This is a genomic window from Pseudoalteromonas sp. SCSIO 43101 (assembly GCF_023650775.1).
In the GTDB taxonomy this organism is placed as follows: domain Bacteria; phylum Pseudomonadota; class Gammaproteobacteria; order Enterobacterales; family Alteromonadaceae; genus Pseudoalteromonas; species Pseudoalteromonas apostichopi.
Genome location: NZ_CP072673.1, coordinates 2,191,848 through 2,214,497 on the forward strand (window position 1 = coordinate 2,191,848; position 22,650 = coordinate 2,214,497).

Genomic DNA, 22,650 nt, shown 5'->3' on the forward strand with positions numbered 1-22,650 from the left:
AAGTGAGCGCTTAGTGGTTAGAACCACATTTACCTTCACCACACTTACCTTCTTTAGCTTTCTTTTTGTCTGCGCCACATTTGCCTTCGCCGCACTTACCTTCTTTAGCTGCTTTTTTAGCTGCACCGCATTTACCTTCGCCACACTTACCTTCTTTAGCTGCTTTTTTGTCTGCGCCACATTTACCTTCGCCGCACTTGCCTTCTTTTGCTGCTTTTTTGTCTGCGCCACATTTACCTTCGCCGCACTTACCTTCTTTAGCTGCTTTTTTAGCTGCACCGCATTTACCTTCGCCGCACTTACCTTCTTTAGCCGCTTTTTTGTCTGCGCCACATTTACCTTCGCCGCACTTACCTTCTTTAGCCGCTTTTTTATCGCCGCCACACTTGCCTTCTCCACACTTACCTTCAGCCGCGTCTAACTGATACCCTGCTTGCATTTGCTGAAATTCAAATGGATTCGCGTTCGCATCAGTTACTGCAAAACTTGACGCACCTACTACAACCGCACCTAATGTTAATGCAATTGAATTTTTCTTAACTGTGTTCATTCGATGACTCTCTTTTTTATAAAGGGTTATTAAACAAGACCTGTGAACTACAAATATCTTTCAATTTTTTCTAATTATTTTCTGAAAGTGCTCAGAAAGCAAATTACGATTTATAAAACAATCTAGAACAGCTAGAATACGCGTCCTAATTTTTGATAAGTAAACAGGTATCATGCGACTAGTTTTAGCACCGATGGAAGGTGTTGTAGATTTTAAAATGCGACAACTCCTAACTGATTTAGGTGGATTTGATTTATGCGTTACAGAGTTTGTTCGTGTCGTCGAAGACACGCTACCCGAGCGCGTGTTTCATCGCTATTGTCCTGAGCTAAAAACCGGTGGCTATACCCGTGCAGGTACACCTGTACGTATTCAATTACTGGGTCAAGTTGCCAATGCTTTAGCTGAAAATGCAGTTAAAGCAATACGCCTAGGCTCACATGGAATCGACTTAAACTTTGGTTGCCCTGCTAAAACGGTAAATAAAAGTAAAGGTGGTGCGGTACTTTTAAAAGACCCTGAGCATATGTACGAGATAATCAAAGCCGTACGTGATGCTGTCGACCCACGCCATGAGGTGAGTGCTAAAATCAGACTTGGCTTTGATGATGATAGTAATAGCCAAGAAATTGTTGATGCTGTTGTAAGCGCAGGCGCTTCAAGCCTTGCTATTCATGCCAGAACTAAACGAGATGGTTATAACCCTCCTGCTTACTGGGAAAAAATCCCCCCATTAATCAAAAACAAGAATATTTCAGTAGTTGCTAACGGTGAAATTTGGCAAGTTAAAGATGCTATACTTTGCCAAAAAAGAAGCCATTGCCAAGACTTAATGCTTGGTCGTGGCGCACTAGCAATGCCTGATTTAGCAAAACAAATAAAGTCACATGCACAAAACGAACATTATACTCCTATGTTATGGGAGCATGTGATATACCACATTATTCATTCATCAATGCACCAAGACGAAAGTAAATGTGAAAAGTACTTTGCTTCTCGAACTAAGCAATGGCTCGGTTATTTAAAACGCCAATACCCACAAGCAAGCGTACTTTTTGATGAGATACGTCGCTTAAAAGCCAAAGATGAAGTAGCTGATGTGCTAAGAAAGTATGCCAAAGCGCCGAGTATTGATACAAATCATAATTAGCAAACGGATTTTGTTTGATAATACTAGTATTGCCCACTTGGAAGAAACGCGATGAACAATACTGAAATTCAAACAAAGTTATCTGCGGAACTTGCGCAGGTCAGACAACGTTTACTTGATATGCTGGCTAATTCTGAACAAAGCTATCATCAGCAACTACTATCGCAACTCAAAGATAACCCTCCTTCGGATTGGTTAGAGCTGACAGCAAATAACCTTGGCTCTGAATATCAAATATTGATTGCTCGGATAGAAAAGTTGGAAGCAGCACTTTGCCAAATTGATATCGGGCAGTATGGCTATTGCTGTGATTGCGAAGAAAAAATCGATGACGAACGTTTACTTGCAGATCCTGCAAGCCAACGTTGTCGGCGTTGCGCTCCATAGAGCGCAATGCTGTACTAATTTATAAAAATAAAACTCATTGCAGGATAAAGTATAATATCCTCAATTAACCAATCCGCTTGCAGCTGATCTACGCCTAAACGCTTCATTAAATTGACACGTGCTTGCTGTTCACTCCAAGTGTGATAATGAATACCTAAGTCGGTTTCCATCATAACTTGCCAGAAGTATTGCTCGCCTTGCGTTAACTTACGTTTACTTTTTAGCGGGTCTATATAATCAAGCTGCCAATCAAGACCACTGTGCTGATGATTTTCCACAAAATAAGTCATCACTAATGGGTTAACATGAGAATCTGATACAGGTAATACAAAATCTGCTCTTTGTAACTGCTTAAGTGAACTTTGGACCTCACTAAGCCAGTTTAAAGGAGACTTAGTCTCACCACTGAAGTAATTAAGTTTACTTTGGTACCAGTCTTTACCGTTCGCTAAACCAACTAAACCAAGCTTTGTACGAGGTTTATATTGAGTTAAGTATTGATTGAGTTTATAAAGCGCTGCTTGGACACTGTCATCGCTGTTATCCAGATGCGATTTAACCATGTTATGCAATAACGTTAACTCAATTTTATTTAATTTAAGGTTGCTTTGTTCAGCAGCAATTAACTGCATTTCAACTAACTCTAACCAATTAGCTAGTGCATTTGCTGAATAGTTATCCTGTGAACGAGCTTGACTAATAACATCACGTTGTACAGGCCAGACAAAATAACGTTCAGGATAACGCTCGGCAATAATTAAATAATTTAATTGCGCCTGTTGTGACTCATCTAAAGACGTCGCTTTTAGCTTTTGATAAGCTTGGTGACGTGCTTGCAAATAACTTTCAGAGAAAGGCCAGCTAGTAGCTTCAGTTTGCAGTTCTTGATTAGATAATAAATTATTAATTCTTTGCAGCGCTTGCTGCCCTTCCCTAAAAGTCTTGAAACCTGAAGATTGCTCAGAGCAAGCTATCAGCATCACACTTGCGACAAGTAATAATACGATCTGTCTTAGCATTTTAAAATTCCATAAAAAAAGCCCCAGAGGGGCTTTTTAATTTAAAACAACATCAATTAGATTTTTACACCGTTACGAGCGGCTTTATCTTTGATGAAGGCTGACCAGCTCTTCGCGAAACGACGCGTGCGCGGATCATCCATTGCCTTAGTGATAGCGTTGTAAGCTTGCTTGTACTTCTCTTGGTAGTAGTAAGCTTCAGCTAAATCAGAGTAGATAGTTCCTTTTTTATCAGAACCTAACTCTAATGCCTTGTTCAAACGAACAACGGCTGCACTATAATTTTGCGATTGTAAAAGTAATGAACCTGCTTTGCGGTAAAGCTCTGCATCGTCATCAAATTTAGCCGCTTCTTCATAGTATTTAGCTGCTTTTTCAATATCTTTAGAACGGTGGTAATTAGATGCCACTGCGCTGATATTTTGCTTGTTACGCTTAACTTTTTCTTCGTTGATTGCCTTTTCAAGCACGACTGCTGCTTTGTAAGGAATATCATTTAACGAATAGAAGTTAGAAAGTACTTTGTATTCAACTTCGTTTTCAAAATAGCCATTTTTGTAGGCAACTTCCATGGTCGCTAGACCTTTTTTGAAGTCTTCGGTTTGTAGGTAGTATTTACCTAAACCAACCCAGGCTTTTTTGTCTTCAGGCCAAACACGAACAATCTCTTCAGCTACTTCTACCATGTTTTTGTACTGTTTAAGTTCAAAATAGGCAGCTAGCTTTAATTGGTAAGAAGCTTTTGCAGGTTCTTTTGCCAATTCAATTGCTTTGTCTGCAGCAGGAAGAACGTCTTTGTAAAGTTTTAACTCGTAGTTTGCTTGCGCAATACGTGTATAAACTTTGTCGTCTTCCTCACCTGTGAAGTCCATCCAAGCTGCATAAGCTTCTTTCGCTTTTGCATATTGCTCAGTACCCGCGTACATATCACCTAGAAGTTTTAGGCCTTGCTCTTGGTCAGCAAAGTTTAAAACGTCAGGCTTAACTGCCGCTGAGATGTGCTTAATAGCCAATTGGTACTGCTCTTTTTGAGCGTACATCTGACCTAAGTAACGATCAACTGTTGCCTTATCGAAGTCATCCGAAGGATCGATTTCTTTAAGTAGTGCAATCGCTTCATCAAGCTTATCTTCATTGTACAAGTCAAACGCTTTAATAACTTTCTTACCAACGCGCTCGCCCATAACTTTAGTTTTTGCTTTTTTACGCGCTTCAATCTTCGCGTAATCTGGCGCTGCTAAAGCAGGTGCAGTGAAAGCTACACCTGATAGAGACATAAGAAGCGCAAGTGCAGTTACTTTAGATAAATTTCTCATTACTCGCCTCCTTAGTTGCCTTGGTTAAGTTTAAAGTCTAATTGTACTTGAAGACCAAATTGCTTCTGTGGTTTACCATCGATGATTTTCGGACGGTACTTCCACTTACGTAGCGCACGTTTAGCTTCGCGGTCGAAGATACGTTTTGGATCGGCGTCGATCACTTCAACATCTTCTACACCACCAACTTCATTGATAGTGAATGAAAGTTGTACCCAACCTTCTTTACCATCACGCGCTGCTTGCGTAGGGTATTTTGGTTCAATACGAACGATAGGTGTCGCATCACCATCACGTCCAAATGCACCTGGACCACTTAGGCCACCAGCTGTGCTACCCACATCGATGCTTGGCATATTAAATGACAAACCACCAGTGTTCGGGTTGCTGTTTTCCGGCTGAGGCGGCTGCGGCTTAGGCGGCTGCTTTGGCGGTGGCGGAGGCGGAGGCGGAACACGCTTCCTCTCCTGCACCTTAGATTCAGGCGGATTCGTCATAATTTCGACTACGATCTGTTCTTTTTGTTCAGTCGCACGATCAGCTCCACCGGAGATGAGGTACGCCATGAAGTAGAACAAGCCGAAAGTAACTGCCCCACCTGCAATCAGTGAAAACAGAAAACGAATCATTACTGATCTCCAGCTATTGAAATTTTAAGGTTATCACCCGTCGCTTTGATCTGGTCCATAACTTTAACCACTACGCCGTGTTTTGCTTCTTTATCAGCTTGCAAAATCACAACTTCAGTAGGTTGTTCTGCTAATAAACTTTCAAGTTTAGCTGATACACGCTCAACGTCTACTTGTTGTTTATCAATCCAGATCGCACCGTCAGCACGGATAGCAACAAAAATGTTTGCATTTTTTTGCTTCGTAGCTGCAGCTGCTTTAGGTTTATTGACTTCGATACCAGCCTCTTTAACGAACGATGTAGTTACGATAAAGAAAATAAGCATGATAAATACGATGTCAAGCATTGGCGTCATGTCAACCGCTGCTTCTTCTTCTTCACGAAAACGTTGTTTACGTGCCATATTTAATTCTCTCTCTAGTGATGAGGCATGCTATCTACAAGTTTAGCTTTCGCCATTCTCGCTCTCGCTTCTAGACGTGAGCTAAAGAATACTCCAGATAGTGCCGCAACCATTCCAGCCATTGTTGGGATTGTTGCCATTGAAATACCTGATGCCATTAAACGTGCGTTACCTGTACCTTGAGTAGCCATGGTTTCGAAAACCGCGATCATACCCGTTACAGTACCTAGTAAGCCTATTAAAGGACAAATAGCTACCAATGTCTTAATCAACAACATACGCTGATCTAATTTTTCAGACGCTTCAGAAATCCATGCTTCACGGATTCTGTGTGCGTACCAAGACGTAGTGTCTTGGCGGGCATCCCACTGAGCTACAATGTTCTTCGTCATACGAGGAAACTCAGCTAGTAGGAACCAATAGCGCTCAATCATTAAAACCCACATAAGAAAGAGTGCTATCGCGACCACGTATAAAACCTGGCCGCCTGTGCCAACAAAATCCCTGATAGATTCCCAGATCTCCATCAGGACTAGCATTAGGCTTTCTCCTTCTCCGCGTGAGCAGCGATGATACCTGCGCTTTGCTCATCAAGGACATGTAGAACCGACTTACTACGACCCGCAACAATTGAGTGAAGTAGAATAAGTGGTAGAGCTGCAATTAGACCTAACGCTGTAGTAACAAGTGCTAGAGAGATATTACCAGCCATGATCTTCGGATCACCTGTACCGAACAATGTGATTGTTTGGAACGTAAGGATCATACCGATTACCGTACCTAGTAGACCTAGTAATGGAGCGATTGCTGCCAAGATCTTGATGATGTTGATACCAGCTTCAATGCGAGGCGTTTCACGTAAGATTGCTTCGTCAAGTTTAAGCTCAAGGTTTTCAACGTCTTGATTCTTGTTGTCAGCATAAACCTTAAGAATACGACCCAGTGGGTTGTTTGTATTCGGAGTAGAAAGGTTTTTAAGCTGGCTCTTAATCTTAGTGCTAGTAAGCGCAAGATCAATGAAACGAACGATGAAGATAAGTAGACCAACAACAAGTAATACTGTGATGATGTAACCTACTTCAGCACCTTGCTCGTAGTATTCCATTAACGATTTCTTCTGCGTGTTGATACGTAAGATCGCGCCACGAGTCGGGTCGATGTATACGCCAGCATAGTTGTCAGAAGAAGTATTTTCTAAATCGCTGATACCAGCTAGGATGTAGCTATCAGGTTGCTTACCTAGTGGTTGGATTGCTTTAGTTTCTGGTGAGTAGATTAAATAACCATCGTCAGTTACTAAGTTGAAGTTACCGATACGCGTTACTTTCTTCACAGAAGATGAACCGTCAAGACCCGCAACTTCAGTTTCGAAAGTTGAAACTTTAGCTGACTCAGTCATTTCAGTTTGAAGAGAAATCCAAAGCTCTTCAAGTTCACGTACAGTTGGAAGTTCTTTCGCAGCAGCTAGTGAGCGAAGTACTTCAGCACGTCCTGGTTTTTCAGCAGAAACAAGTGATGCTTCGATTGAACCGATTGCATCAGCAGCTGCACGACGTACAACACCGAACATCTCACCTAACGTACCTTGAGCGTTTAAAAGAGCTTGCTCTTTCTCAGCTAAAGTATTTTCGTTTTGTGCATATTCTTTAGCTAAACGGTCACCACGAGCTTTTTCAGCAGCTAGGTCACTTTTAGCTTTGTTAAGTAACGCTTGCTTATCAGCACGAGCTGAAAGGAACTCTTGTTCACGTTGCTTATTTAATTTGCCTTCAGAGATACGTTCTTGCTTAACTTGCTCAAGAATTTTGTCTAAAGCATCAGTGTTTGCGTGTGCATTAAGCGCGGTACCTGCAGAAACAGATAGTACTGCTGCAACAGCAAAACCTTTAAATAGTTTCTTCATTATTGATTACTCCGCGCCAAAGATTGGTAGTTTAACAAGTTCTAATGTCGCTTGTTTACGCGCCATACGAATAACTTCTTTAACAGGTTTTAGGTATTCTTCACCTAATTCTTTCCACTGTTTAGTGTTGTTATCCCACACCCACGCGTGCTTAAGGTCAAAAGACTGAGCAACGTAAGTGATACGACCTAAACGACCGAAGTCAACGTTGATGCTCTTACCGTCGATCTCAAGAGTACCTTGTGAAGCAGTTACAGCTGAGCTGTATGCAGTTTCAACAGTGTAAGCTTCAAGAACTTGGCGGAATTTTTCAGATGTAGTAACTGATGCTGACGCCATGATGTCACGAAGTCTTTCAACACGTGCTAGACGGTTTTCAAGATTGAACGGAACGTCCGCTTTGATGAATTGCTCAAGCGTATCGATCATGCGATACATCAAAGGCACAACGTTTTGTTTCGTGTTATCGATAGTTGCGATTTGACGGTCAAACGACTCGATTGAAGCATTTTGGTCAGCGACCAAACGTGCTACGTGATCGTTATAAACCTTCATTAGCTCAGTTTCGTCAACAACGCTACGGTACTCAGCGATTAGCTCTTGAGTTTGACCATATACATTGTCAATTTTAGTTTGAGACTTAACAGCAGCCTTTTGAATTTGTTGACCTGCATCTTGCACATCTTTCAAAGGATCTGCAATCACATTGCTGCTTGCAAATGCAAAAGCGCCAACCAACGCTGATGCTACAAGACTCTTTCTGATTTTAACAGACATAGTTCCCAACCAATTAAGTAATGTTACTTTTATAATTTAATTACCCCCCGAAGAGGACAACCCTGATATCTTTTAATAGATATCAACCCTCCAATAATGCTAAATGCATCAGAGTCTGTCAACTTGATGTTCGGCTTTCGTCGGAAAAATTTGGTGACTCGTCGTTGAAAGGAAAAGAACCAAAACAACGAATTAACAAAAATATAACAGAGGTGTTCATATGATACTTCTATAGCCCTTTGCTGGCGAACATTGCATTCATATTAGGTTCAACCTTAAACATAAATGTAACATTTTATGAAATCTGAAAATGCTGAAGAAAAATGAAAAAAAAATTCCGTTTATTCATCTAAAAAATCTATTTTGAAGAATTTTTATGCACTCGCCACGTGTAACCGCTCAATAAGCAGCCAAATCAGGCACTAAACACAAGAATGAGAGAGTTGAAATCTCTCACCGCTATGGGTGAGAGTGTTAAAATATTGCGCGGTCTTTTACAAGCTTGGCAAGTGAAATAATTGAATCAACTTCAAGCTTTTCAAATATTTTCGCTTTGTATGTACTTACTGTTTTGTTACTAATAAAGAGCTTTTCACCGATATCTTTGTTCGATAAGCCTTGTAGTAAATAATTCATCACCGCAAGCTCACGTTCAGTTAATAACTCGTCAATGTCTTTTTCCGAAGCGATTAAGTGCTCTTGCGGGAAGAATGTATAACCACGCAAAATCATTTCAACGGCTGAAGAGATATCTTCAAGGCTTTCTGCTTTGTTTACAAACCCCTGCGCACCAAGTTTTGCAGCTGTACGGATAATATGCTTGTCTTGCTTAGCTGATAGAAACAACACTTTACCAGTAAAACCACTACTGACGGCGCGCTTATATAAACTAAAGCCATCGGAGTCTTCTAACTCGATGTCTAAAATCGCTAGCGCTACATTATTACTTTTTAAAAACTGCAACGCTTCTTTTTGACTTGCAACAGCTTGTACTTCGTTTACTAGTGTAGACTTGGCAAGTGCCATTTTAATTGCTGTTGCCACCATTGGGTGGTCGTCTACCAAAAGTATATTGTTTCCTATGCTCATCGATTAGCAAACCTTCATTATATTTCATCAAACAAGTATAAGTTACTCAGCATTATTTCCACATGTGGATAAGTTAAGTTTAGCGGGTTATTTCTAGTTTGGTGAAAAATAACTGTAAACATTTTTGCTGCTAACTTTCGAGTTCAATCAAAACTACTAACTAACATAACAGACGCTGTTATGTTTAATAAATTACATCGTTACAGCATATAATACTTTAGTTATGGAGAGTAGCTTTTAGAGCATAGATCGTGAAGTTATAGCTTATCTCCTGATTAAATTAGTCGTTTTCAATGCCTTTGGAGGAATATAATTTCGGTACAGCTAATTAATGTTTGGTGAGATATGAGTGTTGCGATTTTTTGTGAGGTAATGATGAATTTTGGTGAAACAGAAACTGTTCCACCAAAATGAGAGGTTCACATAATAAATTATGCTACTTCTACGTTCTCAGCTTCAGGGCCTTTTTGACCTTGTTTGATGCCGAAAGATACTTGTTGACCTTCGCTAAGAGTGCGGAAGCCTGTACCTGTGATAGCACTGAAGTGTACGAATACATCAGGGCCATTTTCTTGTTCAATAAAACCGAAGCCTTTAGCTTCGTTGAAGAACTTAACTTTACCAGTAACCGTGTTTGACATACCAAATTTTCCTGTAAGTCAATTATTAAAATTCAGCCATAATGGCTCTATCCTCCCTGAGTGAATGCCCAATAAACTTGGGGTAAAGTACAGGAAGAACCAATAACCTAACCGGTAACCGTACAGCCGCACATTATCCGTAAATTCAATACGCAAAAACTCAAAGCAATTTAAGACTAACACATTAAATAGTTTTTAGCTCTATTAATCGAAAATAATTTTAAGGTCAACTGCCGAAACAAAAATATATGACAGTATTATTTATAAACAATTAATAATAAATGAAAAAAAGCCCATCAAAATGATGGGCTTCTAATTTTCAAGAAAAGAGTGCTATTGCTTTAGATTATTTTACTTGCCAGTCCATTTTCGCTTCAGCTTTGATTGGCACCACTTCTGAATCACCTAGTTTATAGCTTGCTGGTACTGTCCAGCTTTCTTTAAATAGTGTAATAGTATCTTGGTTACGAGGCATACCATAGAAGTCTGGACCAAAGTGGCTTGCAAAACCTTCTAGTTTATCTAAAGCCCCCGCTTCTTCAAATGCTTCAGCATATAACTCAATCGCAGCATGTGCTGTGTAAGCACCTGCACATCCGCAAGCTGCTTCTTTTTTATCTTTGTAGTGCGGAGCAGAATCAGTACCTAAGAAGAACTTTTTACTACCACTTGTTGCAGCACCAATCAACGCTTGTTGATGGATATTACGCTTCAAAATAGGTAAGCAGTAATAATGAGGGCGAATTCCACCCGCTAACATGTGATTACGATTATAAAGTAAGTGATGAGCAGTAATTGTTGCTGCTACATTTTCAGGTGCATTATTAACAAACTCTACCGCATCTTTTGTTGTGATATGCTCAAGCACAATTTTTAAGTTAGGGAAATCGTTCACTACGTCCGCTAAAATTGTTTCTAGGAACACCTTCTCACGATCAAAAATATCAATAGATGAATCTGTCACTTCACCATGAACAAGCAACAACATACCCACTTCTTGCATTGCTTCAAGTACTGGGTAGATGTTTTTGATTGAAGTAACACCTGAATCTGAGTTTGTAGTCGCACCAGCTGGGTACAACTTAGCTGCAACAATTTTACCCGTTGCTTTCGCTTTTTTGATTTCTTCTGGCGTAGTTTTATCTGTCAGATAAAGCACCATTAACGGTTCAAAGTTACCTTGTGGGCCGGCAGCTTTAATTCGCTCATAGTAAGATAACGCAGTTTCTGTACAAGTTGCCGGTGGAACAAGATTAGGCATGATAATTGCGCGACCCATGTAACGGCTTGCATCACGAACGGTATCAACGAGTTGCTCACCATCACGTAAATGAATGTGCCAATCATCAGGGCGTGTAATTGTTAGAGTTTGCATCGAATTTAAATCTGACATTGCTTGTTTCCACGGCTAAAGTTAGGGGGATAGCGTAAACTTTGAGCAAATAACCTTGCTAAATTACCCAAGTTCATATTCAGGTGCCTAGTTTACACCAGTTCCAGTTTTTTTTGAAAATAACTTTGTGGATAGTTTGATAGTAGGTTAACGTAATAAATTAATACAACATTTCGGTTACCTTTTATTCTATGCCTAAGAGTTTAGACACTGCTTTTGCACTTGAGGTCAAAACAGACCAACTACATATAATTAATCAATTTTCATCATCTGTTATGCAATTAGATACAGTTGAAGAATTATTAGAATATGTTACGTCTGAAGTGGTTAGCCGCCTAGGCTTTATTGAATGTGTAATTTACCTCGCAGATGATAAAACTCGCACCCTAAAAGAAATGGCTTCTATAGGCACAGCTGGCAGCCATGATACTTACCATATTGACCGTACAGAAATCAGCTTTGATCAAGGCATTACGGGTTATGTCGCAAGTACTGGTAAACCTTTGATGATTGCTGATGTTAGCCAAGATCCACGTTACATCGCAGATTCTCGCCCAGCTCTTTCTGAGCTTTGCGTACCATTAGTTTACAAAGAAAAAATACTGGGTGTGATTGACTGTGAGCATCCGCAAAAAGATTACTACAATGACGCGCATTTAGAGATTTTATCAACTGTCGCGCATTTATTAAGTGCCAAGATCAATCAGGTTCGCACCATAGAAAACTTACAGCAAACCGTCATGCAGTTAAACGATGCGCAAAAGCTAGAACGATCGATGCTGCAAATCGCCAATTTGACGTATCAATCAAGTGAACTAGATAGTTTTTTTGAGTCATTACACGGCATTATTACTTCTTTACTCAGGGCAGATAATTTCTTCATTGGCCTTTATGACAAGCAGCTAGATGTGCTTGATTTAGTTTATATTATTGAAGAAGGCGTGCGCTCAAATGCTCATAAAAAAATATCGAAAGAACAACTAAAAGACACTGCGTCTTATTACTTACTAAATATAGATCAGTCACTTCTTTTTACTAAAGAAGAATTTCAGCAGCACATTGATGCTGGGCATTTTAAAATGGTCGGTCGTCAGGCTGAGTCTTGGCTAGGTGTACCGTTTAAAGTGAATGAGCGTATTAGCGGTGTCATTGCCGTACAAAGCTACAGTAAAAGTTACCATTATGACGAGCATGATCGTGCCTTACTCACTTATGTTAGCCGTCAAATTAGCATGGCAATAGACCGTCAATTATCAAGGCAAGAGCTTGAGCATCGAGCTCTTCACGATGAATTAACAGGACTTGCTAATCGTTCTTTACTGATTGAGCGAATTAAACATGCAATACTTCGCCTTGCAAGAGCAAATAAGCAACATAAGCATGCCCTACTCTATTTAGACTTTGACCGCTTTAAAAGTATCAATGATTCGTTAGGCCATGAAGTTGGTGACCATTTTTTAGTTAAAATTTGTGAATTGATCTTAAGCACTATTCGTAACACCGACACCTTCGCCCGCTTAGGAGGCGATGAGTTTGCCATTTTTATGGAAAACATTACCGATAAACAACAAATAAATGATGCCCTTGAACGGATCCAGCATGTGCTCGCACAGCCCCTTGATATTGATGGACACCTTCTACAAGCATCGACTAGTATAGGTGTTGCTTTTTGTGAAAGTAGTCGCGATCAAGCGTATAAGCTATTGCAGCATGCTGATGCAGCAATGTACGAGGCGAAATCATCTGGCCGTGGTAAAGTTAAGTTTTTCAACAATACAATGCGTAAAAAACTTAAAAATCATGCCGATATAGAAAATGATTTACAGCATGGCATTGAGCATGACGACTTTGAACTTTACTACCAGCCAATTTTTACTATTCAAGACACAAGAGTTGTTGGTTTTGAGGCCCTTGTGCGCTGGCATCACCCAAGCAAAGGCTTTGTCTCGCCAAATGATTTTATTCCGGTAGCAGAAGACACAGGTCAAATTATCAACCTAGATTTACATTTACTTCAGCTTGCTGCAAAGCAAATTGCAAAGTGGACGAGTGAAGGAAAAGCATTTGGCCGAATTACCGTAAATGTGTCATCGCGTCACTTTGCTAGCCTCGATTTTGTGGAACAAATACATGCCTTATATAAGCAATATAAGTTACCTCTTGGCTCACTATGCTTAGAAATAACCGAGTCTGGACTTATCGGTAATCTAGAGCTGGCGACAAAAATCATCAAGGGTCTTGAGCCTCTTGAAGTGAAACTGTGTTTAGATGACTTTGGTACAGGCTATTCCGCGCTTGGGTATTTACACCAATTACCGATTCATATAATGAAAATTGATAAAAGTTTCATTGACCATTTAAACAAAGCGCACAACCCCTTAGTCGATGCTATTTTATCGTTAGCGCAATCATTAAAGCTCGATGTAGTCGCAGAAGGAATTGAAACGGAAAAACAATTGGCTATTTTAAAGCAAACTCAATGTAAATTTGGCCAAGGCTTTTTAAAAGCAAAGCCTATGCCCGCTAGTGAAGCAGAAAAAGTGATTGCAAACGGCCTGTAACTAAGTATAAAAAAGCCTTGCGAATGCAAGGCTTGGCTCTATTAAATATTAGGAACGTTTACAGCTCCCCAGGAGCGAAGTTATCCACAGCTATCGCTTTTTTGCGCAGCTCATTGGCTTTGTTCATTCGCTCAGCAACGGTTTCGTTAATCAAGTTTTTCTCTGCCGCTACGACTATTGCATCCTCAAGTTCAAGGTTTTTAGCAATAGTGCCTTCTTTTTGCCATTTACGAAGCTGCTTAAAGTCATCGTGGGTATCAATCATGGCTAGAAAGGCATTTTCCATCACCCCTGTGCCGGCATTTTCATCAACATAACAAAGGTGAGTTAATCTGTCTCTGAAGACACCTGGCTTGCTCATGTGCTCACACATAGTTTGTGCTAACTCGTCACTTGGGCGGTGATAATGATTACCTACCGGGAACACAATGCGTTTCAGTAAGAAATTAATAACAGGATTAGAGAAATTTTTAAAGAAACCATCGAATGCCTGACCTATGCAAAATAACGAATGCTCAACGGCATATTGTACAAATGATAAATCAGCTTGTTGGCGGCCTTCATCTTCGTAGCGTTTCAGTACACATGAAGCTAAATATAAGTGACTAAGCACATCACCTAGGCGCGCCGAAATCATCTCTTTACGTTTTAACTCACCGCCTAAAACCAGCATAGCAACATCAGTACAAAACGCTAAGCCACGACTCATGCGGCTTAATTGTTTGTAATACACAGCTGTTGCACCAGATACCGGCGCTTTTGCGAAGTAACTACGTGTTAACCCGTGTACAAACGCCATACCTGCGTTGCTACCAGCAAACAAAATATGTTGCAGTAGTAATGAGTCAAACTCTTTTAAAGCAACATCATGATCTTCCATTGCAGCCGCTTCCATTTCTTTAAGAACAAAAGGATGGCAACGCGTAGCACCTTGACCAAAAATCATCAAATTACGAGTGAGAATGTTTGCACCTTCTACAGTAATCGACACCGGGATCCCCATATAGCCATGAGCTAAATAGTTATTTGGGCCCACTTGGATCCCTTTACCTGAGTGAATATCCATAGCGTCATTCATAACAGTACGACCCATTTCTGTCATATGATATTTTGCAATTGCAGTAACCACAGACGGACTCAACTTCATATCAATCGCGCCTGCAGTCATTAGTCTTGCAGACTCTAAGGTGTAAGTTAAACCACCTATGCGCGCAAGAGCCTCTTGCACTCCTTCGAATTGTCCAATTGAAACACCAAATTGTTGACGCACAGTTGCATAGGCTGATGTCATTCTTGAAGCCAAATGGCCTGTTGCTGTACTAAGCGCAGGTAACGAAATACCTCGGCCTGCACTTAAACACTCAACTAACATGCGCCAACCTCTACCTGCGCCTTTTTCGCCACCAATGATCCAATCAAGTGGAATAAACACATCTTTACCGTAAGTTGTGCCATTCATAAATGCCATATTCAACGGGTAATGACGCTCACCTGTCTGTACACCTTCGTGATCAGTAGGAATTAGCGCACATGTAATGCCAAGCTCTGTTTTATCACCTAATAAGCCGTCAGGATCGTACATTTTAAATGCAAGACCCAGCACTGTAGCAATTGGTGCAAGCGTGATATAGCGTTTTGACCAGTTAAGTTTTAAGCCAATCACTTCTTCACCGTTATGCATGCCCTTACAAACTACACCAGTATCTGGAATACTACCCGCATCAGAACCCGCCTCAGGGCCCGTTAAAGCAAAACAAGGCACATCATCACCTTTCGCTAGGCTTGGTAACCAACGCTCTTGTTGCTCGGTAGTACCATAATGAAGCAGTAATTCGCCTGGGCCTAAGCTATTTGGCACCATGACGGTGACCGCAGCGGTTAAGCTCTTAGTGGCAATTTTCGATACGATGGTTGAATTAGCTATGGCTGAAAACTCACGGCCACCAAATTTTTCAGGAATAATTAACGCAAAGAAACCTTCTTTTTTTAGGTAGTCCCACACTTCTTTTGGTAGGTCTTTATCTTTTTGCACGATTTGATAGTCATCAAGCATAGCTAACAAGGTTTCGACTTGCTCGCTCATAAATGCGCGTTCTTTTTCGCTAAGTTCGGGTTTAGGGAAACGATGCAGCTTTTGCCAATCAGGGTTACCGCTGAATAATTCACCATCCCACCAAACATCACCTGCTTCCATGGCTTCACGCTCTGTTTGCGATAATGGCGGCAAAACTTTTTTAAACATACTAAACGTAGGTCGTGTAACAAGATTGATGCGAATGTCTTTCACAGCAAAAATTACAATCACAGCAACTAGTAACAGAATAATTACGGTCGTCATTGTGCAATCCTTTTATTTTATTTAACTGCTTCAAGTATGACTGATCGTGCCATAAATACAACGTAAGCAGCTCTTACTAAGGTTGTTTTTAGCGATGCTGTTTGTTGTTTACTAAGACACTGCTATTATGCATGTGCAATAAATAACAATAAACTTCTAGGGAACGTTATGAAAAAGACTCCATTTAAGCTCAGTATGAGCGCACTTATGGTAGCGAGTGCTCTTGCACTTACTGGCTGTAATGATGACGCTGCGAGTACTAAAACGACAACGACTGAAGTCCAAACAAGTCAAGTAACCGCACAAGATGCCGCTAAATTTATCGCCGATACTGAAAAAGAATTAAGTGCGCTTTATTTAGAAGCAAGCCGCGCTGAGTGGATTTATGCCAACTTCATCACCTATGATACTGCTGAGCTATCTGCTGAAGTTAATCGCAAAATGACCGAAGCCGTTGTACGCCTTGCTAATGAAGCTGCAAAATTTGATAGTTTAGAACTTGATTACGATGCACGCCGTAAACTTGATAAGCTAAAACTAGCGCTCACTTTACCTGCACCACAAGATGCTGAAAAAACAGCAAAACTCTCGCAGTTAGTTGCTGAGTTAGGTGGTATATATGGTAAAGGTAAATACTGTAAAGAAGATGGTAGCTGTTTAAGCCTTGGCGAAATGACCGCTAAAATGGCAACGAGCCGTGATTACAATGAATTGCTTGATTTATGGCAAGGTTGGCGTCAGGTTTCAAAACCAATGCGCCCACTATATGAACAACAAGTTGCTTTAACCAATGAAGGCGCAAAAGAGCTAGGTTATGCGGATACAGGTGCTATGTGGCGTAGTAAATACGACATGCCAGCCGATGATTTTGCAAAAGAACTCGACCGCATTTGGGGCCAAGTTAAACCGCTTTATGACTCATTACATTGTCATGTTCGTGCCAAGCTAGGTGAAAAGTATGGAGAAGATAAAGTACCTCAAGACCAACCTATCCCAGCACACCTTTTAGGTAATATGTGGGCACAGACTTGGGGTAACATTTACGATGTTGTCGCACCTGAAAATGCCGATCCTGGTTATGACGTAACAGAGCTATTAGCTGAGCACGATTACGACGAACTTAAAATGGTACGTGGTGCTGAGAAGTTCTTTACATCGATGGGCTTTGCGCCACTGCCAGATACTTTCTATGAACGCTCACTGTTTACTAAACCACAAGACCGTGACGTGCAGTGTCATGCTTCAGCATGGGATATTGATAGCAAAGATGACCTGCGTATTAAGATGTGTATTCAACGTACAGGTGAAGAATTCTCTGTTATTCACCACGAGCTAGGCCATAACTTCTATCAACGTGCATACAAAAATCAGCCTGTTTACTATCAAGAGAGTGCGAACGATGGTTTCCACGAAGCGATTGGTGACACCATTGCGCTTTCGGTTACACCGGGTTATTTAAAAGAAATTGGTTTATTAGACGAAGTGCCTGATGAGTCAAAAGATATTGGCCTACTAATGAAAATGGCATTAGACAAAGTAGCATTTATCCCATTTGGTTTATTAGTAGACCAATGGCGCTGGAAAGTTTTCTCAGGTGAAGTAACGCCAGAGAACTACAACAAAGCGTGGTGGGAATTACGTGAAAAATACCAAGGTGTACAAGCGCCTATCGCACGTAGCGAAGCAGACTTCGATCCGGGTGCAAAATATCACGTACCAGGTAACACGCCTTACACGCGTTATTTCTTAGCACACATTTTACAATTCGACTTCCACAGAAGTTTATGTGAAATTGCTGGTAACAAAGAAGCGATACACCGCTGCTCAGTTTACAACTCTGCTGAGGCGGGTGAAAAACTAAATGCGATGTTAGAAATGGGTTCAAGCCGCCCATGGCAAGAAGCTCTTGCGACGATCACTGGTAAAGAAGAAATGGATGCAACAGCAATCTTAGATTACTTTGCACCGTTACAAAAATACCTTGATGAGCAAAATGAAGGCCGCCAGTGCGGTTGGTAATGATAAAAACGAAAAAGCCCGCATAATGCGGGCTTTTTTATGTCATCAAATTAATGATTAAAACTGTAAGCTTACGTTTGCAAAGTATGCATCGTAATCTGAGTCATCCCAGTTGTTTGCATAACCTGCTTTTAAGCCAACGTTTTTGTTAAAGAAGTGCTGTGCACCAAAGCTGTAGTCATCTTCTTTATTAAAGGTTACAAAAGCTGATGTTGCTTTAGAGAAGTAGTAGTTTGAACCTAGTTCCCAAGAGCTACCGCTATCGTCTGTGTCTAAGATTGTACCTTCAATTGTTAGGTAGTTACCTTGTTTAAGATCCATGAAGTATTTCGCATTTACTGCACGGTAATCAAACTCGTCGTCAGCTGTGAAAGTAAAACCTAAGTAATCAGTGCTGTTAAGCTGATGATTGTACTTAAGGTCAAACATTACTGTGTTATCACCGTCTTCTACGTCAATAAATGTCGCTTTAAGAAGAAGGTTAGGATTAAAGAAGTAACCTGCAGACACGTTGAATAAATCAGTATCTGAACCGTAATCGTAGTTGCTGTAACCTGCACCGATTACGAAATCTTGTACGAAGTATTCACCACCGATGTTAGTCACATCACCAAAGTCATCATCAGCGTACGAACCAAACACGTTGGTTGTTCTGTTGATGTATTCAAACTGGTCGTATGGACCCATTGTTTTCTTTGGTGCGAAGTAATATGTTGAATCAACACTTACTGTGTCGTTGCCATCGGTGTCCATGTACCCTAAATGGCTGATTGATTGGTAACTATCCGCAGCAGTCGCGGCAGTTGACAGAAGCATACTCGAAATAATAACTGCTAACTTTTTCATAAACAGATTTCCCTATTAACATTGTTTCATTGCTGTTGAAAACTAGCCTGATGGCTAAGTTGGGCACATGCTAACGTGAGAAAACTGAATGAGAACTTAACTAAGCATTTGTTTTTACTTGATTAATTGTAATAAAGTGTCGGCAAATGTAAAGAAAAAGTTGGCCGAAACTTTCGCCTCTGAGCCAACTTTCAAAGAAAAAATAAAGTGTGTCAGTACCTTATAAAGCAAACTGGCTTATAATTCTATAAACCTCATTAATGTTATCTCCTGCTTTAAAGTCTTTACTAATTGGTGTTGGATCTGAACCAACCCAAATTTTCAGTTCAGCATCTAGGTCAAAATGCCCGGCACTTTCTTTACTAAACTTAGTAATTTTTGAGTAAGCAATGCTCAACATTTCAACTTTTGAACCAGTAACACCTTGTTTATCAATGATAATCAATCTTTTATTTGTAAAGATGAACATATCACGAATGACTTTATAGGCTCTTTGTACTGTTTCACCATCAATCAGGGTATTGGCAAGCAGTTCTTCTAAATCGTCGTTATCAACTTCACTTGCGTTACCCATTAATCCACTTAATAGCCCCATAACTAGCTCTCCTTATGAAAGATTTGGTTTTCGAGTGTGTGACCATTCACCAGTTGACGATACTGCCAACCTTGTTGATAACAAAAGTGTAGAAGATTGATATCAAAAGGCTCGGCTGTTTTCTCAAACTCGATCACATATTCTTTTGCTTGGCTCATATAAACATGATGTACGTGGGCAAGGCCAGCAAGCTTTGCTTCTACATCATCATATTGTTGATTCAACTGTAGCGTAATAAAGTGTTTGTTATCTTGAGTGCTTGAACGGGCTTGATGTTCACTTAAAATACCTTTATCAAGGTGTAACACCTGAGAACATAAACGCTCAAGCTCAGTCAAGTCATGGGAGCTTAAAATAAATGTTGCTTCGTTACTTAAAGAACTTACCAGCTCTCTCACCTCACGAGCATGAATTGGGTCAAGGCCCGCAGTTGCTTCATCAAGCATCACTATTTCTGGTGAACCAATCAAGGCTTGTGCAATCGTCACTCGCTTACGCATACCATGAGAAAGGTCATCTGGTCGCTGCTTAGCCACTTCTGACAAACCAACGAGCTCTAAAACACGAGCCGTTTCTTTTTTACGAACCGCACCACTTAGCCCTTGTAATTGACCATAAAAGTTAAGTTGATGCGCAATACTAAAGCGAGGATCAAGCTGTGCATCTTGTGGTAATGCCGTTAGCTTACCAAATAACTCCGCACTCCCTGGGGTATGTCCCATTACCGATAATTTTCCTGAACTAGGTAAAATATAGCCGCATAACAAGCTAAATAAGGTCGTTTTACCCGCACCATTTGGACCAACCAGCGCCACTGGAGCCCCTTTATTTATTTCAAAGCTGACGTTATCTAGCGCTCGTTTAGCCCCATAGTTTTTTGACAAACCTTGTGCTTGAATTAAAACGGTCATAGTGAGCTCCTCGAAAAAATTCGTTCACCAGCAATCAATAACACTGCAGTTTGTAAGAGTGGTAAACCAAGAGCAAGTGTTACGCCGGCACGTTGACCAGCCATTAAATCAAGTTGATAGCCCGGAAATATGTAATTTAAAACCTCAAATGCAGGCCATTGCCATGTTAGTAAGCCAATCACAATATTACCGCCAGCAAAGAACAAAATAGCCAATACAAATGCAAGACGCGATGAACGAGCAAAGGTATTCAAAAAGCTCATTAGGGCAATAAAAGGCATAACCGCAACAAGCAAATAAAATAACAACATAAAGCTTCGCGATAAGCCAGAAAGCAGCAAACTTGGCTCACGATAACCGAGCATTGCAACCGTTGCCATCAAAGTAACAAACAACAGTGCCGCTAAAATTAATAGCTGTCCTAAAAAGCGGCCAATGATAATTTCTGAGCGAGTGGCTCTAAGTGATAAAAAGCGTAACGTACCTCGTTGTCTGTCGCCCACTGTCTGGTCACTACATAAAAACAAACAAAAGCTTGGGAAACTAAATAAAGCAATCAGCCAATAAACGGCCAGTTCAGATTCAGGCCAATCAAGTAATTTACTGATGCCAATGGCGCCAAATGCCTGCCTAGCAAAGTCGGCAAAATCAGGTGAGCTAATCAAGGTCACAGATTGGGCAATGGGATAGCGTAAAATAAGTAGCCAACAAATGGCAAAAGCGGCAACCGCCAACAAACCACGCTTGGTCAAAAATAGTCGTACCAGCTCAAATTGGGCAATTTGTGCAAGACGTTTAGGATGTAACTGCGTCACTCATAATCCTTAATGAATTTTATTATTAGAATTACACTAAGTTGAAACAGCTTGAATTACCAGAAAAAAAAGACCCGACTAGCAGGTCTTATGTAACAAAGTATAAACTTTAACCTAGAGGTGGCTTTCGTACACAGCCAGTGCTTGATCAAGGTCGGCTAGTAAATCTGCCACATCTTCAAGACCAATGTGTAGCCTTATCACTGGGCCCTGCGACCAACCAGTTTCAGAGCGAAGACCTTTCATGCTCAAGTTTGCCGTGACTAAGCTCTCATAACCGCCCCATGAAAAGCCCATTTTAAAATGGTGCAGGCTATCTAAAAAGGCATCAATCGCTTGTTGATTACCCTGCTTCATTACAAATGAAAATAAGCCGTTACTGCCATCAAAGTCTCGTTTGAAGAACTCATGACCAGGGCACGTTGCAAAGGCTGGATGGCGAATATGATCAACCAAAGGGTGTGTTTCAAGCCATTTAGCCACTTCTATGGCTGCTTGTTCATGTTGTTTTAAACGCACAGCCATAGTACGCAGACCACGTAGCGCTAAATAGGCATCATCTGCAGAGGTACATTGACCAAGTAGGTATGAATTTTCTCGAAGTGTTGGCCAATACTTTTTGTTGGCAACAGCAACACCCATCATCACATCTGAGTGACCAACAATGTATTTTGTAGCCGCTTGAATACTAATATCAACGCCATGCTCGAGCGGTCTAAAATGCAGACCATTACCCCAAGTGTTATCTAGCATGGTCATAACACCGCACTCATTTGCTTTAGCAACCATTGCTGGGACATCTTGCACTTCCATGGTGATTGAGCCAGGTGATTCTAAAAACAATACACGGGTGTTATCTTTAATAAGCTCACTAATCCCTGCGCCGATCCCCGGCGGGTAATAGGTTGTTTCAATCCCTAAGCCAGCAAGTATTTTGTCACAAAAATCACGGGTAGGTTCATAAGCTGTATCCACCATTAAAATATGATCACCCGTTTTCACAAACGATAGCAAGGCATTACTGATTGCAGCCGCACCTGATGGGTAAAGCGCACAACCCTCACCACCTTCAAGCTCTGCAATTGCTTCTTGCAGAGCAAAATGCGTCGTCGTACCGCGACGGCCATAAAATAAAGTTTTATCGCCACGTTTCTTCGCCGCTGCTTTTAAATCAGCCACTGAATCGAATACTACCGTTGATGCACGTTGCACCACAGGGTTCACAACCCCTTGTGTATACGCTTTTTTACGCCCTGCAGAGACGATTTGGGTATTTTTATTTGTCTTTGTCATAATTTGTCCAAGCT

At 40.8% G+C, this 22,650-nt stretch carries 21 protein-coding genes; 4 read left to right on the forward strand and 17 right to left on the reverse strand.

Annotated elements, in window-relative coordinates:
• Positions 1-10 precede the first annotated feature (10 nt).
• On the reverse strand, positions 11-550 hold the full coding sequence (locus tag J8Z25_RS10125; protein ID WP_250661004.1) for an HvfA family oxazolone/thioamide-modified RiPP metallophore: 540 nt from the start codon (positions 548-550) through the stop codon (positions 11-13).
• 172 nt (positions 551-722) lie between these two features.
• On the opposite strand from J8Z25_RS10125, the gene J8Z25_RS10130 reads away from it, so the two are divergent.
• Entirely contained in the window at positions 723-1,700 is a 978-nt protein-coding gene (locus tag J8Z25_RS10130) for a tRNA-dihydrouridine synthase (RefSeq protein WP_130051256.1), read from the forward strand.
• 51 nt (positions 1,701-1,751) lie between these two features.
• Positions 1,752-2,087: a TraR/DksA family transcriptional regulator gene (locus J8Z25_RS10135; RefSeq protein ID WP_130051255.1), complete on the forward strand. Its 336-nt coding sequence runs from the start codon at positions 1,752-1,754 to the stop codon at positions 2,085-2,087.
• A 14-nt stretch (positions 2,088-2,101) separates the two neighbouring features.
• On the opposite strand, the gene J8Z25_RS10140 is transcribed toward J8Z25_RS10135, so the two are convergent.
• From J8Z25_RS10140 to pyrC, 10 genes are all read right to left on the reverse strand, one after another.
• The gene (locus tag J8Z25_RS10140; protein WP_250661005.1) at positions 2,102-3,106 is read right to left on the reverse strand and encodes a hypothetical protein; all 1,005 of its coding nucleotides are present in this window, start codon (positions 3,104-3,106) and stop codon (positions 2,102-2,104) included.
• A 56-nt stretch (positions 3,107-3,162) separates the two neighbouring features.
• A complete protein-coding gene (locus J8Z25_RS10145) occupies positions 3,163-4,422 on the reverse strand; it encodes a tetratricopeptide repeat protein (protein WP_130051253.1) in 1,260 nt (419 codons plus the stop codon).
• Between the two features lie 11 nt (positions 4,423-4,433).
• On the reverse strand, positions 4,434-5,051 hold the full coding sequence (locus tag J8Z25_RS10150) for an energy transducer TonB (protein WP_054551556.1): 618 nt from the start codon (positions 5,049-5,051) through the stop codon (positions 4,434-4,436).
• Entirely contained in the window at positions 5,051-5,455 is a 405-nt protein-coding gene (locus tag J8Z25_RS10155; protein WP_054551557.1) for an ExbD/TolR family protein, read from the reverse strand. The genes J8Z25_RS10150 and J8Z25_RS10155 overlap by 1 nt, the downstream gene beginning before the upstream one ends.
• Before the next feature lie 14 nt (positions 5,456-5,469).
• Positions 5,470-5,994, reverse strand: a complete 525-nt coding sequence (locus tag J8Z25_RS10160; protein WP_062570716.1) for a MotA/TolQ/ExbB proton channel family protein — start codon at positions 5,992-5,994, stop codon at positions 5,470-5,472.
• Positions 5,994-7,358 carry a MotA/TolQ/ExbB proton channel family protein gene (locus J8Z25_RS10165; RefSeq protein WP_130051252.1) on the reverse strand — a complete coding sequence of 455 codons (1,365 nt, stop codon included), beginning with the start codon at positions 7,356-7,358 and terminating at the stop codon, positions 5,994-5,996. The genes J8Z25_RS10160 and J8Z25_RS10165 overlap by 1 nt, the downstream gene beginning before the upstream one ends.
• 6 nt (positions 7,359-7,364) lie before the next feature.
• Positions 7,365-8,135: a DUF3450 domain-containing protein gene (locus J8Z25_RS10170; protein WP_054551560.1), complete on the reverse strand. Its 771-nt coding sequence runs from the start codon at positions 8,133-8,135 to the stop codon at positions 7,365-7,367.
• Positions 8,136-8,609: 474 nt separating this feature from the next.
• Positions 8,610-9,224: a response regulator transcription factor gene (locus tag J8Z25_RS10175; protein WP_130051251.1), complete on the reverse strand. Its 615-nt coding sequence runs from the start codon at positions 9,222-9,224 to the stop codon at positions 8,610-8,612.
• Positions 9,225-9,655: 431 nt separating this feature from the next.
• A complete protein-coding gene (locus tag J8Z25_RS10180; protein WP_036967526.1) occupies positions 9,656-9,865 on the reverse strand; it encodes a cold-shock protein in 210 nt (69 codons plus the stop codon).
• Positions 9,866-10,211: 346 nt separating this feature from the next.
• On the reverse strand, positions 10,212-11,258 hold the full coding sequence (gene pyrC, locus J8Z25_RS10185; RefSeq protein WP_250661006.1) for a dihydroorotase: 1,047 nt from the start codon (positions 11,256-11,258) through the stop codon (positions 10,212-10,214).
• A 191-nt stretch (positions 11,259-11,449) separates the two neighbouring features.
• Here pyrC and J8Z25_RS10190 point away from each other — a divergent pair, with 191 nt between their 5' ends.
• Positions 11,450-13,819 (forward strand): EAL domain-containing protein, encoded by a 2,370-nt coding sequence (locus J8Z25_RS10190; RefSeq protein ID WP_130051249.1) that lies wholly within the window; start codon positions 11,450-11,452, stop codon positions 13,817-13,819.
• Positions 13,820-13,877: 58 nt separating this feature from the next.
• On the opposite strand, the gene J8Z25_RS10195 is transcribed toward J8Z25_RS10190, so the two are convergent.
• Positions 13,878-16,157, reverse strand: a complete 2,280-nt coding sequence (locus tag J8Z25_RS10195; RefSeq protein ID WP_130051248.1) for an acyl-CoA dehydrogenase — start codon at positions 16,155-16,157, stop codon at positions 13,878-13,880.
• Positions 16,158-16,325: 168 nt separating this feature from the next.
• On the opposite strand from J8Z25_RS10195, the gene J8Z25_RS10200 reads away from it, so the two are divergent.
• Complete coding sequence (locus tag J8Z25_RS10200; RefSeq protein ID WP_130051247.1) at positions 16,326-18,176, forward strand: M2 family metallopeptidase; 1,851 nt, start codon at positions 16,326-16,328, stop codon at positions 18,174-18,176.
• 57 nt (positions 18,177-18,233) lie between these two features.
• On the opposite strand, the gene J8Z25_RS10205 is transcribed toward J8Z25_RS10200, so the two are convergent.
• From J8Z25_RS10205 to J8Z25_RS10225, 5 genes are all read right to left on the reverse strand, one after another.
• Positions 18,234-19,022, reverse strand: a complete 789-nt coding sequence (locus J8Z25_RS10205) for a putative porin (RefSeq protein ID WP_130051246.1) — start codon at positions 19,020-19,022, stop codon at positions 18,234-18,236.
• Between the two features lie 220 nt (positions 19,023-19,242).
• Positions 19,243-19,617 carry a PH domain-containing protein gene (locus J8Z25_RS10210; RefSeq protein WP_130051245.1) on the reverse strand — a complete coding sequence of 125 codons (375 nt, stop codon included), beginning with the start codon at positions 19,615-19,617 and terminating at the stop codon, positions 19,243-19,245.
• 2 nt (positions 19,618-19,619) lie between these two features.
• Positions 19,620-20,528 carry an ABC transporter ATP-binding protein gene (locus tag J8Z25_RS10215; RefSeq protein ID WP_130051244.1) on the reverse strand — a complete coding sequence of 303 codons (909 nt, stop codon included), beginning with the start codon at positions 20,526-20,528 and terminating at the stop codon, positions 19,620-19,622.
• On the reverse strand, positions 20,525-21,343 hold the full coding sequence (locus J8Z25_RS10220) for an ABC transporter permease (RefSeq protein WP_167657779.1): 819 nt from the start codon (positions 21,341-21,343) through the stop codon (positions 20,525-20,527). The genes J8Z25_RS10215 and J8Z25_RS10220 overlap by 4 nt, the downstream gene beginning before the upstream one ends.
• A 114-nt stretch (positions 21,344-21,457) precedes the next feature.
• Positions 21,458-22,636: a cystathionine beta-lyase gene (locus J8Z25_RS10225; protein WP_130051242.1), complete on the reverse strand. Its 1,179-nt coding sequence runs from the start codon at positions 22,634-22,636 to the stop codon at positions 21,458-21,460.
• Positions 22,637-22,650 lie beyond the last annotated feature (14 nt).